Annotated in this window: 14 protein-coding genes and 1 pseudogene; 8 read left to right on the top strand and 7 right to left on the bottom strand. The window is 69.8% G+C overall.

Annotated features, from left to right (window positions below; all coding sequences use genetic code 11):
• Positions 1-80: 80 nt before the first annotated feature.
• Positions 81-1,160, bottom strand: a complete 1,080-nt coding sequence (locus KUM03_RS18925; RefSeq protein WP_217250352.1) for a MerR family transcriptional regulator — start codon at positions 1,158-1,160, stop codon at positions 81-83.
• 103 nt (positions 1,161-1,263) lie between these two features.
• Here KUM03_RS18925 and KUM03_RS18920 point away from each other — a divergent pair, with 103 nt between their 5' ends.
• Positions 1,264-2,022, top strand: coding sequence for a YqjF family protein (locus tag KUM03_RS18920; RefSeq protein ID WP_217250350.1), 759 nt, complete (start codon positions 1,264-1,266; stop codon positions 2,020-2,022).
• Between the two features lie 34 nt (positions 2,023-2,056).
• Positions 2,057-2,467: an SgcJ/EcaC family oxidoreductase gene (locus KUM03_RS18915; protein ID WP_217250348.1), complete on the top strand. Its 411-nt coding sequence runs from the start codon at positions 2,057-2,059 to the stop codon at positions 2,465-2,467.
• A 5-nt stretch (positions 2,468-2,472) separates the two neighbouring features.
• On the opposite strand, the gene KUM03_RS18910 is transcribed toward KUM03_RS18915, so the two are convergent.
• Together KUM03_RS18910 and KUM03_RS38405 are read right to left on the bottom strand one after the other, a co-directional pair.
• Positions 2,473-3,042 (bottom strand): OBAP family protein, encoded by a 570-nt coding sequence (locus KUM03_RS18910; RefSeq protein WP_254399497.1) that lies wholly within the window; start codon positions 3,040-3,042, stop codon positions 2,473-2,475.
• Positions 3,039-3,260, bottom strand: coding sequence for a hypothetical protein (locus KUM03_RS38405; protein WP_254399496.1), 222 nt, complete (start codon positions 3,258-3,260; stop codon positions 3,039-3,041). The genes KUM03_RS18910 and KUM03_RS38405 overlap by 4 nt, the downstream gene beginning before the upstream one ends.
• Before the next feature lie 509 nt (positions 3,261-3,769).
• Between KUM03_RS38405 and KUM03_RS18905 the strand changes: the two genes are divergently transcribed.
• The 6 genes and pseudogenes from KUM03_RS18905 to KUM03_RS18880 all read left to right on the top strand — a co-directional run.
• Positions 3,770-4,909 (top strand): ThiF family adenylyltransferase, encoded by a 1,140-nt coding sequence (locus KUM03_RS18905; RefSeq protein ID WP_217250347.1) that lies wholly within the window; start codon positions 3,770-3,772, stop codon positions 4,907-4,909.
• Positions 4,910-5,117: 208 nt separating this feature from the next.
• Entirely contained in the window at positions 5,118-6,452 is a 1,335-nt protein-coding gene (locus tag KUM03_RS18900) for an ABC transporter substrate-binding protein (RefSeq protein WP_217250345.1), read from the top strand.
• A 79-nt stretch (positions 6,453-6,531) separates the two neighbouring features.
• Positions 6,532-7,476 carry a carbohydrate ABC transporter permease gene (locus tag KUM03_RS18895; protein ID WP_217250344.1) on the top strand — a complete coding sequence of 315 codons (945 nt, stop codon included), beginning with the start codon at positions 6,532-6,534 and terminating at the stop codon, positions 7,474-7,476.
• Between the two features lie 22 nt (positions 7,477-7,498).
• The gene (locus KUM03_RS18890; protein WP_254399572.1) at positions 7,499-8,470 is read left to right on the top strand and encodes a carbohydrate ABC transporter permease; all 972 of its coding nucleotides are present in this window, start codon (positions 7,499-7,501) and stop codon (positions 8,468-8,470) included.
• A gap of 123 nt (positions 8,471-8,593) precedes the next feature.
• Entirely contained in the window at positions 8,594-10,198 is a 1,605-nt protein-coding gene (locus tag KUM03_RS18885; RefSeq protein ID WP_217250342.1) for a glycoside hydrolase family 13 protein, read from the top strand.
• A gap of 132 nt (positions 10,199-10,330) precedes the next feature.
• Positions 10,331-10,492, top strand: a pseudogene (locus tag KUM03_RS18880) (sugar ABC transporter ATP-binding protein); the annotation flags it as partial.
• Positions 10,493-10,613: 121 nt separating this feature from the next.
• Here the strand turns inward: KUM03_RS18880 and KUM03_RS18875 are convergent.
• From KUM03_RS18875 to KUM03_RS18860, 4 genes are read right to left on the bottom strand one after another with little or no spacing between them, the layout of a single operon-like run.
• Positions 10,614-11,420, bottom strand: coding sequence for an ABC transporter permease (locus KUM03_RS18875; RefSeq protein WP_308406354.1), 807 nt, complete (start codon positions 11,418-11,420; stop codon positions 10,614-10,616).
• 43 nt (positions 11,421-11,463) lie between these two features.
• On the bottom strand, positions 11,464-12,285 hold the full coding sequence (locus KUM03_RS18870) for an ABC transporter permease (protein WP_217250340.1): 822 nt from the start codon (positions 12,283-12,285) through the stop codon (positions 11,464-11,466).
• Between the two features lie 48 nt (positions 12,286-12,333).
• Positions 12,334-13,314, bottom strand: coding sequence for an ABC transporter ATP-binding protein (locus KUM03_RS18865; RefSeq protein WP_254399494.1), 981 nt, complete (start codon positions 13,312-13,314; stop codon positions 12,334-12,336).
• Complete coding sequence (locus KUM03_RS18860; RefSeq protein WP_217250338.1) at positions 13,307-14,728, bottom strand: condensation domain-containing protein; 1,422 nt, start codon at positions 14,726-14,728, stop codon at positions 13,307-13,309. Before KUM03_RS18860 ends, KUM03_RS18865 begins: the two co-directional genes overlap by 8 nt.
• Positions 14,729-15,010: the final 282 nt, after the last annotated feature.

The following is a 15,010-nucleotide window of genomic DNA, read 5'->3' as shown; positions in this document are numbered from 1 at the left end:
CTCGGCCGACGGATCGGGGAGGAGGTGGCCGAGGACCGACTCACGGCACCGGCAGGTGCCGGGCCGTCGGCGCCCGGCCGTCAGTCGTCCAGCCGGACCGGCATGAGCAGAGTGAACGTCGTCTCGTCGGCCACGCGGCGGATCGCCACGGGAGCCGTGGGGGCGCCGAATTCCAGCACCAGCCGGTCCCGGCCCGCGGCGGCGATCGCGTCCAGCAGGAACCCCCGGTCGACGGCGACACAGCTCCCGTCTCCGTCCTCGCGGACGGTGACCGTGCCGTCGTCCGCGATTCCGAGCACACTGACGTCGCCGGACGCGTCACCCTGCTCGCGCGTCACGCCCGAGCGGACGGGACCGGTCTCCAGCTCCTCGCGGAAGGCGGCCGTCTCGACGAGGGCCCGCCGTCCGGACGGCAGGTGGACGAGCCGGCGGTAGTCGGGAAAGTCCTGGGCGAGGCACTGCCCGGCCGCCTGACGGTCCCCGGCCTCCAGCGCCACACGGTCACCGTCCACGATCAGACCGACGGGCTCCTCCCCGCCCAGCAGCGCGCGCATCGCGTCGGCGAGCGGGACGGGCACGGTCACCTGCACGCGCGGCCCCGCGTGACCGGTGGCGCCGATCCGGGCCACGGCCATCCGGTAGCGGTCGGTGGCCACGAGGTGAACGGTGTCGCCCTCCACGTCGAGCAGGACACCGCCGAGCATGGGCAGCCCGGGGTCGGAGCTCGCCGCGTAGCGGACCGCGTCCAGCGCGGCGGCCAGCTCGGGCGCGGACACGGACAGGCGGGCGGTGGTGGTGCGCGGTGCGGTGGTCATGGGGTTCTCCCTCTGGTCGAGCAGGGTCCGGAGTGCGGAGAACTCGGTGCGGGCGGCGGCCAGCCCGCCTTCGAGCCGGCCGAGGTGCGCCTGGAGGAGGCCGCGCACCAGGTCGGTGTCCGCACCGGACCAGCCGGCCAGTACCAGCCGGATGTCCGCCAAGGGCATGCCGGCCCGGCGCAGCCGTGCCAGCAGCCGCGCCTCGTCCAGCTGTCCCGGCGCGTACCAGCGGTAGCCGCTGACCGGATCCACCCAGGCGGGGACCAGCACACCGGCACGGTCGTAGAACCGCAGGGCGCTCACGCCCAGGCCGCTGTCGCGGGCCATCTCCCCAATGCTGCGCATCTCGCTCTCCACGTCCCCGACTCTGGGCCCTTGACCAGGTCGAGGGTCAATCCCGGCCCTGGAGGGCCCCACGCCCGTCCCGGTCGTCTGCCATTCTTGCGCCGTGCACAAGCCCACCCCCGTGACTCCCGACGCGCCCGAGTCGATAAGGACACCGCTGCTCACCCAGGAGTGGCTCGACCTGGCCTTCGTCCACTGGGCCGTCGAGCCGGCCGCCGTGGCGCACCTCATGCCGCGCGGCACCGTCCCCGACACGTACGACGGGCTGACGTACGTCGGGCTCGTCGCCTTCCGGATGCACCGGGTCGGCTGGTTCCGGCTGCCCGGGGTGCCCTACCTCGGCTCGTTCCCGGAGACCAACGTGCGCCTGTACTCGGTGGACGCCCACGGTCGGCGCGGTGTGGTCTTCCGGTCGATGGACGCCTCGCGGCTGGTCCCGGTGGTGATGGGCCGTTTCGTCTTCCGGCTGCCCTACCTGTGGTCCCGCATGAGCGTCCGCTCCGCCGGCGACACCGTGACCTACACCAGTTCCCGCCGTTGGCCCGGTCCGCGCGGGGCGTACGGCCGCATCGCCGTACGCACCGGTGAGCACATCCGCGAGCCCACCGGCCTGGAGCACTTCCTCACCGCCCGCTGGGGCATGCACAACGCGTTCCTCGGCGGCGCGGCGTACCTGCCCAACCACCACCCCCGCTGGCCCCTGTACCGCGCCGAGCTCCTCACCTGCGACGAGAACCTGCTGGCGGCCGCCGGTGTCCCCGCCCCCACCGCCGCCCCCGTCAGCGTGCTGTACTCACCGGGTGTCCGGGTCCGCCTCGGCCGGCCCGCGCGGCCCGCCGCCCTCCTGCCTCTCGGCCCTTGACCTCAACCAAACTCGAGGTAGCACGCTGGCCCGCATGAACACCGACACCGCACAGAGCGCCACCGCAGCGGACATCGAGGCCGTCCGGCGAGTCGTGGCCACCGTCGAGCGGACCCAGCGGGCCAAGGACGCCGAAGGTTTCCTCGCCCTCTTCCACCCGGACGCGCTGTGGACGACCGCCCACGGCAAGGTCCTCCTCGGCTTCGACGCGATCGCCGACTTCACCCGCGCCGTGCTGCCGGACGCCACCTGGGACGGCGACGTCACCTACGAGGCCGTCCACGTGCAGTTCCTGCGGCCCGACGTGGCGGCCGTCAAGGTCCGGCAGGTCTACCACTCGGCCGAGGGCGACACGGAGGGCGCGCCGCTGTACATCATGACCAGGCAGGACGACGGGCCCTGGCTGCTGCACGCCGGCCAGAACACGCCAGTGCGGTCCGGCTGAGCGGATCAGCGCTTGAGATCCGTCTCCTCGACGCGTGTCTGCACCGTCCGGCCGCTCTCCCACGCGTTGGCACCGGGAGCCACCTCCGGCATCGGGATGTCCTCCCGGCCGCGCCGCTTGCGGGTCGTCGAGACGCCGAGCCGCTCGTCCCGCGCCCGCACCAGCTCGTCCGCGGCCTGTCCGTCCTCGGTGAAGCCCATCATCAGCTGCGGGATGCCGTACGGGAAGTCGTCGCGGTCGTACTGCCAGGTGTGGAAGGTCTTCCCGTAGGTGGTCACGAGGTCCTCGAAGTAGGCGTGCTCGGCCATGTCGGGGATGCCGGGTGAGGTGAGGATGCCGGACTTCACCTCGTAGTGGTGGCTGTGCCACAGCCGCTTCTCGTCCTCGGGCAGGGCGCGGAAACGCTCCTCGCTGACGATGTACTCGATGCCTATCAGCCGGGCGTCGGGCGCGTTCCGGTCGAAGATCACGCACTGGTGCAGGTCGTGCTGGAGGTGTATGCAGAAGTGCGTGGCCTCCACCTGCCTGCCCATGTCGTCGGCGTACATGTGGAAGCCGTTGAGGTAGGTGCTCATCGCGTCGATCGGGTACTTCGGCTGCATCGCGCCGGCCGCAGGTCCAGCGCGCGGTGCTTGAGGGGGTGCCCCTTGCCGACCTTGCCGATCGTCGCCGCCTTGCGGCCGAGCAGGAGGCCGACGGCGGCCGTCACGCCCGCCGCGGCACCGATGCCCACGGCTGCGGCCTGTCCCCGGCCGGAGCCGCCCGAACGGTGCGTTCCGTGTGTGAGTGCCATGGCCGCCGGGTGCCCTGCGCCCGGCGGCCGTAACGGCCCGCCGACACGGGCCGAGGCGAGCGCGCGATCCCGACGACACCGCCTCGGTGCGCAGGATGGCGACGGCCACGTCGGCGAACAGGTTCGCATCCTCAAGCCGACCGACGCCGTCATCAGGACGGCCGTGAGCTGCGTGTGCGGCGGCTGTACCACATCACCGCGGTCGGGCCGGGCAGCGCTCGAACCGCTGCTGTCGCCCGGGCCCGAGCGGTCTCCAGGGCCGAGACCAACGGACCCCTGGAGCTGGGGTTCGGCTCCGGGCCGACCTGCTGACGGCGCCTGTACCGCTGGCAACAGTCAGGCTTTTTCGACGAGTTGCACTGCATCTGGATCGCTGAGCTGAACCGATTTCAGCGTACAGTGCCGGAACGAACACCACCCTGCCAAAGATCCCTCACGTGCCCGAACTGGGCCGCCGACGCAGACGCCCAGCGGCCGTGACCGCTCCCTCACACTCGCAGGAGACTCGCATGTCGCTTCCCCCCTTGGCGCGACCCGCCACCGGCCTGCCCACCGGAGAAACGAGCCGCCAGGCACACCAGCTGATACTCGCCGGACACGGCTCCGAGGGGCAGCGTCGGCTCGCCGGGGGCCGGGTCCTGGTCGTCGGCGCCGACGAGATCGGCGCCCCGCTCATCGCTCACCTCGCCGACTCCGGCGTGGGGGTGATCGGTGTCGCCGACGGCTCGCCCACGGACCCGTGGGACCGCTACCTCGGGCTGCCGGACGCGGAACCCGCGGACCGGGCCACGGCCTGGGCCCGCGCGCTCGGGCGCACCCATCCGGCCGTGCGCACCGTGGCGGAGAGCTGGTTCGAGCTGCCCCGTGCGCGCGAACTGGTCCGGGACTACGACCTCGTGGTGTGCGCGGGGGAGGACCCGGCCCGCTGCCGGCTCGTCGACGACGTCTGCGCCGAGGCGGGCATTCCCTTCGTGTGGGGCTCCATGGGAGCCACCGGAGGGCGCGTCTCGGTCTTCTGGGACCGGCACGGCCCGGGCCTCAGGGATCTGTTCCCGGAGCCTCCCGCCCCCTACTTCCGGGGCGTGTCCGGCGCGCTGAAGGTGGTCGGCGCCTGGCTGGGGGTCGCCCTGGCCACCGAGGTGGTCAAGCTGCTCACCGGTCAGGGCGAGCCGCTGGTCGGCCGGGTGATGGAGTACGACGCCATGGCCGGCACGTGCGCGACCGTACCGCTGCGCCCGCACGAACGTGCCGCGCGCCCGGCCGAGCCCGTCGCCGCCGAGCCCTTCTTCGGACTGCTCTCGCCCGAGGCGACCGCGGCCGCGCGGGAGTCCACCATCTCCGCGGAGCAGCTGAAGGAACTGCTCGACGCGGACGAGCCGGTCAACCTGGTCGACGTTCGCGAGCCGGACGAGTACGCCTTCGCCCACCTGCCGGGCTCGGTGCTCGTCCCGCAGGGCGAGTTCCTGCACGGCGACGCCGCCGCACGGCTGCCCGCGGACCGCAGGACCGTGCTGCTGTGCCGGGCCGGTATCCGCTCCGCGGAGGTCCTCGCCGTGGTCAAGCGCAGCGGTCACCATGACGCCGTCCACCTGGGCGGGGGCATCCTGTCCTGGGCGGAGCGGATCGACCCGGAGATGCCCACCTACTGAGGCTGCGGCAGGGGCACGGTGGCGCGCCTGTGTGCGCGTCGGCGCCCCCCGTTGGGGCGCAGTCGCCCAGGGCTCGTCAGCCCACGACCCTCGTGACGCAGTCGTAATCTTGCAATCTTGGGTCAAAATCTTGCGCTGCCCTGTTCTGCGTCCTAATGTGACGCTCCGATCAGGGCAGTGCCCTGGGTGCCACCTCGGAGGAGCCGCAATGAAGCCCCGCAACCTCGCGATCTTTCTGATCTCTTCAGGTCTTGTCCTGTCCGCCACGGCTTGCGGTGGTGATTCGGACGCCGGAGCCGACGGGGACGTCACGATCACCGTGGCGTGCCAGCCGGCGAAAACCGCACCCGAGCAGCGCAAGGCATGGGATGACGACGTCAAGGCCTTCGAGAAGGCACACCCGGGCGTCAAGGTCAAGAGCACGGACCAGCAGCCGTGCTTCGACCCGAAGACCTTCGCCGCGAAGCTGGCCGGCGGCCAGATGGAGACGGTCTTCATGGCCCCTGTCACCAACTACGCCGATGTCATAGCCAAGGGACAGGCGAAGGACATCACCGCGTCCACGGATCTGGTGAAGAACTTCGGTGACATCCGGCAGGACGTCCGGGACATGCTCACCAAGGACGGCAAGGTCTACGGCATCCCCAACGTCAGCTACACCGTCGGGCTGGTCTACAACCGCAAGCTCTTCGAGGAGGCCGGCCTCGACCCCAACTCCCCGCCGAAGACCTGGGACGAGGTCCGCGACGCGGCCAAGAAGATCGCGGATCTGGGTGACGGCTACGTCGGCTACGGCGAGTACGGCGGCGGCAACGTCGGCGGCTGGCACTTCGCGCAGTCCATTTTCAGCCGCGGCGGCGAGATGGTCGTGGACGGCAAGGCGGCCTTCAACAGCGCCGAGGGCAAGGCGGTTCTGCAGACGCTGCACGACATGCGCTGGGAGGACGACAGCGTCGGCAAGAAGCTGCTGATCGGCTGGGAGGCGCTGATGCAGCAGATGGCGGCCGGCAAGACGGGCATGATGCTCGGCGCCCCGGACGTCGTCACCGACCTGGTGCAGAAGTTCCAGGGCGGCAAGGAGGACTACGGCATCGCCCCCATCCCCGAGGGCAAGGCGTCGCTCACCGGTGGCGAGGCCTACATGATCAACCCGAAGGCGAGCGCCGCCGAGACCAAGGCCGGCCTGCAGTGGATCGACTTCCAGTTCAACACCCCGGGCAAGGGCCGTCACGACTACGCGCGCGGCAAGGCCAACGGTGAGGCCGTGGGCGTTCCGAACAACGACTACATGGGTGACTCGCCGACGGGCCAGAAGCTCGCCGAACTCCGCGAGAAGAACGCGGTCCTGCCGGTCGAGTACTACCAGCCCTACGTCGACGGATCGAAGAGCGTCGAGCTGAAGCTGGAGCCGCCGAACGCGCAGGAGCTCTACGCGGTGCTGGACGTGGCCATGTCCGCGGTCCTGACCCGCGAGGACGCCGACATCGACAAGCTGCTCGCCGATGCCGAGGGCAAGGCGAACTCGATTCTGGCGAAGAGCTGACCGTCGCGGACCACGGGTGCCGCATCCGGTTCTGACGGAGTGCGGCACCCCGGCCCGCGGCGCGGAACGGGAGATCACCATGGACACATCCACCGTGCAGGCGAAACGGCCCCCGAGGCCGCGGCGCCGGCCACCCGCACGTCCCTCACGTCGTGGAAGGACTCTTCGCACCAACCTCACCGCCTACGGATTCCTGTGTGCGGCCCTGTTCTGCTTCGCGCTGTTCGCCTGGTGGCCGATCATCCGGCAGCTCGTGCTCAGCTTCCAGGAAACCAACCTGGTCGACGAGCCCAAGTGGGTGGGCCTGGACAACTTCCGTACGGTGGTGGAGGACCCGGCGTTCGGCCAGGCCTGGAAGAACACCTTCGCCTTCACCTTCCTCGCCCTGCTGTGCGGCTACGTGATCCCGTTCGCGGTGGCGATCGTGCTCAACGAACTGCGGCACGCACGCGGATACCTGCGCTTCGTCGTATACCTGCCGGTGATGCTGCCGCCGATCGTCTCGGTGCTGCTCTTCCGCTGGTTCTACGATCCCGGACCCGGCCTGTTCAACCAGATACTCGACTTCGTCGGCCTGCCGGGTCTGTCCTGGCTGGACTCCACGGACACCGCGCTGATCTCCCTGGTGATCGTCTCCACCTGGATGAACCTGGGCTCCGGGGTCCTGATCTATCTCGCCGCACTGCAGAACATCCCCGGTGACCTCTACGAAGCGGCCGAACTCGACGGAGCCGGCATCTTCAAGCGGATCTGGAACGTCACCATCCCGCAGACCCGGCTGATCCTGCTGCTCATGCTGATGCTCCAGATCGTCGCCACCATGCAGGTGTTCATCGAGCCCTACATGCTCACCGGCGGCGGACCGGAGAACGCGACGGTCACCGTCGCCTTCCTGATGTACCAGTACGCCTTCGTCTATGGCGGCAACTACGGCGCCGGCAGCGCGCTCGGCGTGATGCTCATGATCGTTCTCCTTGCGGTCGCCGCGGTCCAGCTCCGGCTGACCCGCGACGAGAAGAGGTAGTCCCGTGGCCAACACAGTTGACATGACAGCCCGCCCGGAAACCGCCGTGGACACCCGCGAGGTGAGGCCGCCGGACGCGCACCGCCGGCGCAAGCGGCGCCGCGCCGCCTGGGCCGACGGCCACTCCCGCACCATCGTCTCGCCCCTCGAGCTCAAGTCCCGCTGGGGAAAGCGGATCTACTGGACGGTGCTCGCCGCCGTCCTGTCCGTGTTCACGTTCGTGTTCGTCTTCCCGCTGTACTGGATGGTCACGGGCGCGATGAAGTCGGGCGAGGAGATCGCCCAGATGCCGCCGACGCTGTGGCCGAAGGACCCGGACTTCTCGGTGTTCGCGGACGCGTGGGAGCTCTTCGACGTCGGGCTGCTCCTGAAGAACACCCTCTTCTACGCGGTCGGAGCCTGGCTGTTCGCCCTAGCGGTGGATGTGACGGCCGCGTACGCGCTGTCCAAGCTGCGCCCGATGTTCGGCAACGTGATCCTCGGGGCGATGCTCGCGACCCTGATGATCCCGCCGATCGTCGTCATGATCCCGGCGTACATCACCGTCACGGACGTGCCGATCTTCGGGTGGCAGCTGCTCAACACGCCCTGGGCGATCTGGTTCCCGGTGGCGGCCAACGGGTTCAACATCTTCCTGCTCAAACGGTTCTTCGACTCGATTCCCGACGAGATCCTCGAAGCGGCGGAGATCGACGGGGTGCCGCCGTGGCGCGTGCTCGTCTCGATCATCCTGCCGATCTCGCGGCCCATCCTCGGTGTGGTGTCCATCTTCACCATCGTGCTGGTGTTCAAGGACTTCGTCTGGCCGTTGCTCGTGCTGCCGGACAGCGAGAAGATGACGATCAGCGTGGGCCTTTCCCAGACCGCGGGACAGGTGACGCAGAACCAGATCATGGCGGGTCTGGTGATGGCGAGTATTCCGATGATCATCGTGTTCTTCTTCTTCCAGCGAAGCATCATGGCGGGCCTCACCGCCGGCAGCCTCAAGGGCTGACCTGCACCCCGCCCCCCTCACCTCCCCTTCGCTTCACCACCCAAAAGCACTCCGCCGCCGGTCGGCACCTTCATGCCCCGTTCCGACCGGCGGCGGAGTCCCACCTGCCCGAAAGGACCCCCCGTGGCAGCCGTGCACCCCTCCCGCACCCATGACTGGTGGCGTGACGCCGTCATCTACCAGGTCTATCCCCGCAGCTTCGCGGACGGCGACGGGGACGGCACCGGGGACCTCGCGGGTGTCCGCGCGAACCTGCCGTACCTCGCCCAACTGGGTGTGGACGCCGTGTGGTTCACCCCGTGGTACCTCTCGCCGCTGGTCGACGGCGGTTACGACGTGGCCGACTACCGCACCATCGACCCGGCCTTCGGCACCCTCGACGACGCCGAGAAGCTGATCTCCGAGGCCGCCGAGCACGGCATCAAGGTCATCGTCGACATCGTGCCCAACCACGTCTCCGACCAGCACGCCTGGTTCCAGGCCGCCCTCGCCGCCGGGCCCGGCAGCCCCGAGCGCAAGCTGTTCCACTTCCGCCCCGGCCGCGGCGAGAACGGCGTACTCCCGCCGAACAACTGGCCCTCGCAGTTCGCCGGTGACACCTGGACCCGGGTGCCCGACGGAGAGTGGTACCTGCACCTGTTCACCCCCGAACAGCCCGACCTCAACTGGAACCACCCCGACGTCCGCCGCGAACACGAGGACGTGCTGCGCTTCTGGTTCGAGCGCGGCGTCGCCGGCGTCCGTATCGACTCCGCCGCCCTGCTCACCAAGCACCCGGACCTGCCCGACTTCACCGAGGGCGTCGACCCGCACCCCTATCTCGACCTGGACGAGATCCACGACATCTACCGCTCCTGGCGCGCGATCGCCGACGAGTACGACGGCGTCTTCGTCGGCGAGGTCTGGCTCCCCGACTCCGAACGCTTCGCCCGCTACCTGCGCCCCGACGAGCTGCACACCGCCTTCAACTTCAACCTCCTCGCCTGCCCCTGGGACCCCGAGCGCCTGCGCCGCACCATCGACGACACCCTCGCCGAACACGCCCCGGTGAAGGCCCCCGCGACCTGGGTGCTCTGCAACCACGACGTGACGCGCACGGTCACGCGCTACGGCCGCGAGGACACCGCGTTCGACTTCGAGACGAAGACCTTCGGCACACCCACCGACCTGGAGCTCGGCACCCGCCGCGCCCGCGCCGCCGCACTGCTCACGCTGGCGCTGCCCGGCTCGGTCTACCTCTACCAGGGCGAGGAACTGGGCCTGCCCGAGGCGGACATCCCCCTCGACCGCGTCCAGGACCCGATGCACTTCCGCTCCGGCGGCACCGACCCGGGCCGCGACGGCTGCCGCGTCCCACTGCCGTGGACGGCCGGCGAACCGCACAGTGGTTTCGGCGGTGCCACGGAGCCCTGGCTGCCGCAGCCCGCGTACTGGCCGCAGTACGCGGTGGACCGCCAGCTCGGCGACCCCGACTCGATGCTCGCCCTGTACCGCACGGCGCTCAGGCTCCGCCGCGGCACCCCCGGGTTCGGTGACGGTCCGATGACCTGGCTCCCCTCCGACAACGGTGTCCTCGCCTTCGCCCGCACCGACGGCCTGGTCTGTGTGGTGAACCTGCGGGACCACGCTGTCGAACTGCCCGCACACACCGAGCTATTGCTCGCCAGTGAACAACTTGACGCGGACGGACGGCTGCCGGGGGACACGGCGGTCTGGCTCCGCGGCTGACTCGCGCATCCGGGCGGTGACCTGCCCCCTGCCCGGATCCGTCGCTCCGCGCAGACTGCTCCGCCGAGGACCTTACCTCCGTGGACGAACCCGGCCCGCCTTCGCTGGACGAAGGCGGGCCGGGCTGCTCGGGAGCGCCGGCGCGTGGCGGTGGGGCGTGCGATCTCCCGCAGGCCCTCGGTCTTCCTGCTCGACGAACCGCTCTCCAGCCTCGACGCGAAGCTCCGCGGCCACCTGCGTGCAGAGATCGCCCGCATCGTCGCCGAACTCGGCGCCACCACCGTCTACGTGACCCGCTAGGGGCACGAGATCCTCGTCCATGGCGCGGCTCTACGTCTTCGACCACGCGGGCACCCGCATCTGCCCGGCCCCCGACAGGATGCCGGGCCTGCCCGATGAGTGAACGGTCGGTGACTCAGCTGCGCAGTGTCCGGTCCAGTCGGCGGAATGCCAGCATGAGGGCGAGGCCGCCCAGCGCCAGAAGATAGGCGGCCGGGAGCAGCAGTTCGACGCCGAACTCTCCCAATGAGGGCTGCCGGATCAGCTCGATGCTCTGGTAGAGCGGCAGGCACTCCACCAGCAGCTGGACCGGACGGGGATAGACGTCCAGTGGGTAGAAGGTGGTGGCGAACAGGAACATCGGCAGCATGGCCAACTGGATGTACTGGAAGTCCTGCCAGTCCCGCAGGTAGGTCACCACGGCCAGGCCGAGCGCCGCGAAGGTGAACCCGACGAGGAGCGCGCCGGGTACCACCAGCAGCACCAGCGGACTGTGCACCAGACCGAAGACGGTCACGGCCACAAGGAACCCGACCGTCACCAGAGCACCGCGCAGCAGAGCCCAGCAGACCTCGCCCAGTGCCACGCCGCGCACCGTCATCGGCGTGGTCAGGATCGACTCGTAGGTGTGGTTCGTCTTCAGCTTGTTGAACAGGTTGAACGTCGTCTCGTTCATCGCGCCGTTCATCGCCGTGGTCGCCAGCAGAGCGGGAGCGACGAACTCCGCGTAGCGCACATCGGTGTCGGCGAGGCCCGGTACGTTGCCTACCAGCCCGCCGATGCCGACACCGAAGGCGAGGAGATAGAGCACCGGCTCGAAGATCTCGGCCACGAGGAGCAGCCAGGTATGCCGGTAGATCATCAGATTTCGCTCGACCATCGCCAGGGCGCCCCCGGAGCGCAGTGCTGGAACGGGACGAGCGGAGACATGCGGGCCCAGCACGGCCGACATGGGATCCCTGCCTTTCAGGGGTGAGTGCTGGTGGTCAGGAGTGCAGGTGCCGCTGATAGGTGCGCCGTCCGAGCAGCAGACCGACGGCAGCCAGCACGGCCAAGTAGCCGACGTGGACAGCGGTGCCGGCCACGGTGCCGGTGCCGAGCGCTGCCGTACGGCACAGCTCGACCCCGTGCCAGAGCGGCGTCACCTGCACCACCGGCTGGAGCCAGCCGGGCAGTTGCGTCACAGGGAAGAAGGTGCCGGAGAACATGAACATCGGCATCACGCCGAACCGGAGCACCGCGAGTACCGTGGGCTGGCGCTTCGCGGTCACTGCCCAGGCGGCGGACGGCGCGGCGAACGCGGCTCCGACCAGCAGTGTCGCGACCACCACGAGGGGGGCCCGCAGCGCGTCGACGGCGCCGAAGGCCGCCGCCACCGCCGTGAAGGCCGTCGCGGAGAGCGCCACCTTGAAGATGTTGAACAGCACGTGACCGTAGTAGATGTCGACGGGAGTCATCGGTGTGGCACTCGCCGCCCAGTAGTGCCCTTTGGACTGCACCGACTGGTGGACAGGGTGGGCCGAATCGATATAGGCGGTTTGCATGGCCGAGGCGGCAAGCAGGCCGGGAGTGAGGAAAGCCAGGTACGACAGGCCGCCCAGGGCGGCACCGTTGTTGTGGTTGACAAGAGTGCCCAGTCCCGCGCCGATGCCGGTCAGGAACAGCAGCGGGTTGGCCACGTTCAGCACCACGGTCCCGCGCCAGGTGCGGCGGTAGCGATGCAGCCAGTAGGCGAACTCGCGCAGGGCGGGCGGGACTGTGCGGGTACGGCAGGGTGGGACGAAGGAGCGGGAGGCATGCGTGGTCATCGGTACTCTCCGTGGCGACGCCTGACGGTGGGCGGGGGCGGCGACCCTTCAGTCGACCAGGCTGCGGCCCGTCAGGGTGAGGAAGACGTCCTCCAGGCTCGCCCTGCGGATCAGGGCGGTCAGCGGGACGATGCCGCGCGCGTGGGCGGCCGCCATGGTGGCCTCCCCTTCGTCGGTGTAGAGGAGGATGCGGTCGGGCAGTTCTTCGATCCGCTCCACCAGGCCCCGCGCCTTGTCGGTCATGGCCTCGCGCTCGCCCGGGCCGAAGCGCAGTTCGAGCACCTCTCGGGTGCAGTACCGCTCGATCAGTCCGCTGGGCGAGCCCTCGGCGACGATCAGACCGCCGTCCATCACCACGAGCCGGTCGCACAGCTGCTCGGCCTCGTCCATGTAATGGGTGGTGAGGATCAGCGTGACGCCGTCGTCCTTGAGCCGGAACAGCCGCTCCCAGAGCAGGTGGCGTGCTTGCGGGTCGAGGCCGGTGGTGGGCTCGTCCAGCAGGACGATCCCGGGCTCGTTGATGAGTGCCCTGGCTATCGTCAGGCGTCGCCGCATGCCGCCGGAGAGCGCCTCGACCCGCTCGTCCGCCTTGTCGGTCAGCCGTGCGAAGTCGAGGAGCTCTGCGGCGCGCCGACGGATCTCGGCCTTCGGCAGTCCGAAGTAGCGCCCGTAGATCAACAGGTTCTCCCTGACCGTCAGTTCGACGTCCACGGTGTCGTCCTGCGGGACGACGCCGATCCGGGCGCGAATCCGGGCGCCCTCGGTCCGTGCGTCGAGCCCGAGTACCTCGAGGCTTCCGCCGGTGGAGGGTGAGGTGCACGCGATCATGCGCATGGTCGAGGACTTCCCGGCGCCGTTGGCGCCCAGGATCCCGAAGGCCTCCCCGGGACGGACTTCGAAGTCGATGCCCGCGACCGCGGTGAACCCTTCACCCCGAGCCGCCTCGTAGCGCTTCCGCAGTCCTGTCGCGCGGATCATGGGGGCCTGCCCCGGCACCGTGCCCTGTGGCTGCGTCGTGGTCTCAGTCATGGTGGGCTCCTTGCGGCCGGCGTCGCAACCGGTCGACGAGTTCGCCCACCGGGGCGCCGGGGTCTTGGGCCGCCCGCACCGTCAAGTGCTCGAGCTCCCGCAGGAAGTCGCCGGCGGAGACGGGCAGGAAACGCGGGTCGGTGCACAGAGTGAGCGCGCAGGACTCGCGCAGTCCGTCGAGGAAGAGGAAGAACTTGGCGCCGGACTGCCGTCCCTCGCTGTCCGGACGGGTCAGGCGGGTATGGGCCAGGGCCACTTCCAGCTGGGTGGGCAGCTTCAGAGGGTCGAGCTCGGGCGGCGGGGCGTTGCGCTCTTCGGCGCTGAACCGGATGTCGTTGAAGAAGCAGTAGCCGCCGGGGGTGATACCGCGCCGGCGGGCGATCTCCTCCAGCTGCTCCTCCATCTTGACCGGGCAGGCCTCCGAGTGTCGGTAGGCGTTCAACGCGGTGCGGGCGGCACGGGTGAGGAACCGCTCGGTGGACTCGTCCGCGAGTTGCAGGCGGACGATCGCGTTCTGATTGAAGGCCCCGACGAACTCCTCGTCTTCGGGCTTGAAGCGGGTCGACACGATGACCCGCAGCGCCGCCTCGGGCTCACCGAGGTAGGAGGCCAGGAGCAGCGCGGTCGACCCGAGCAGAGCTGTGGCTGTGTTGCAGCGGCTGCGTCCGGCCAGCGCGTGGGCGGCCAGTGCCAAGGCGGGGGAGTCGATGTGCGCCCAGTCCCGGTCCAGCTGCTGCGGCGTCGAGGTGGTCGCCAGCATGCTCGCGGGAACCGTGTTCGCCTGGCGGGCCCAGTAGTCCAGGGTGCGCCTCTCGCGCCGGGCGCCGGCTTCGGACGCCTCGAACCCGGCCCGGTCCAGGGGTTGTCGGGAACGCTCGCGCAGGCCCGCCGCGCCGTCCGGGCCTGCGGCGAGCACGGCACGCAGTTCGTCCATGACGATCTGAAAACTCCAGCCGTCGACCGCCAGGTGGCTCGCGGCGATCGCGACGGCGGCCGGTACGCCCGCGCGCAACCCGATCGCCGCGCGCACCGGCAGCCCGGCGGCGTTGTCGAAGGCGCCCGCCCGGATCCGCTCGCCGAGCGGGGCGACGGCCTCTGCCAGGTCACCCGGTTCGAGTTCGGAGAGCAGGAACTCGATCTCGCCCGAGGCCGCGACGTGCTGCACCAGGCCGCCGTCATGTTCGGCGTACGTCGTCCGCAGCGACTCGTGCCGCTCCACGAGCAGCCGGACCATGTCGCACACCTGGGCCACGGTGGCGGAGCCGACCGGCGCCCAGCCGAGCTGGTTCAGCGAGTCGTCGTCGGGCGGCAGCCAGCGGACCACCTCCCAGATGGCGCGCTGGCCCCAGGTCATCGGCCCGGTACGGGAGGTGCCCTCGTGGAACCGCACGCGGGCGGTCGTTGGGTCTGTCACCTGTCCTCTTCCTGTGTGTCCTGCTCACCGGAGCGTCCTGTCGTGAGTGGGCTCAAGAATGACGCGGATCGGAGAAATTTCTCAACAGTATCGGCTAGTTTTTTGAACACGCTGCTGAGGGGTGTGAGGGTGCGCCCCGGCTCCGGGTCCGCGCCGCAGTCACGTTTGGCGCTCTCAACCATCTTGATTTTGCTGAGATCTATGCATAATTTGCAGTCACTCGGCACGAATCGAGGAGCAGATCACGATGGAAGCCCGTGCGAAACCGCTCTGGACACGGAT

Source organism: Streptomyces sp. AC602_WCS936, from assembly GCF_019049125.1.
Classification (GTDB): domain Bacteria; phylum Actinomycetota; class Actinomycetes; order Streptomycetales; family Streptomycetaceae; genus Streptomyces.
The sequence above is the reverse complement of the archived record's forward strand: the minus strand, read 5'-3'. Positions and strand labels throughout refer to the sequence as shown.

Bases quoted from the DNA above. Each gene is read 5' to 3' on its own strand.
- KUM03_RS18900 (WP_217250345.1), top strand. From the start codon at position 5,118: ATGAAGCCCCGCAACCTCGCGATCTTTCTGATCTCTTCAGGTCTTGTC.
- KUM03_RS18910 (WP_254399497.1), bottom strand. From the start codon at position 3,042: ATGAGCACCTACCTCAACGGCTTCCACATGTACGCCGACGACATGGGC.
- KUM03_RS18865 (WP_254399494.1), bottom strand. From the start codon at position 13,314: ATGACTGAGACCACGACGCAGCCACAGGGCACGGTGCCGGGGCAGGCC.
- KUM03_RS18925 (WP_217250352.1), bottom strand. From the start codon at position 1,160: ATGCGCAGCATTGGGGAGATGGCCCGCGACAGCGGCCTGGGCGTGAGC.
- KUM03_RS18905 (WP_217250347.1), top strand. From the start codon at position 3,770: ATGTCGCTTCCCCCCTTGGCGCGACCCGCCACCGGCCTGCCCACCGGA.
- KUM03_RS38405 (WP_254399496.1), bottom strand. From the start codon at position 3,260: ATGGCACTCACACACGGAACGCACCGTTCGGGCGGCTCCGGCCGGGGA.
- KUM03_RS18890 (WP_254399572.1), top strand. From the start codon at position 7,499: ATGACAGCCCGCCCGGAAACCGCCGTGGACACCCGCGAGGTGAGGCCG.
- KUM03_RS18895 (WP_217250344.1), top strand. From the start codon at position 6,532: ATGGACACATCCACCGTGCAGGCGAAACGGCCCCCGAGGCCGCGGCGC.
- KUM03_RS18870 (WP_217250340.1), bottom strand. From the start codon at position 12,285: ATGACCACGCATGCCTCCCGCTCCTTCGTCCCACCCTGCCGTACCCGC.
- KUM03_RS18915 (WP_217250348.1), top strand. From the start codon at position 2,057: ATGAACACCGACACCGCACAGAGCGCCACCGCAGCGGACATCGAGGCC.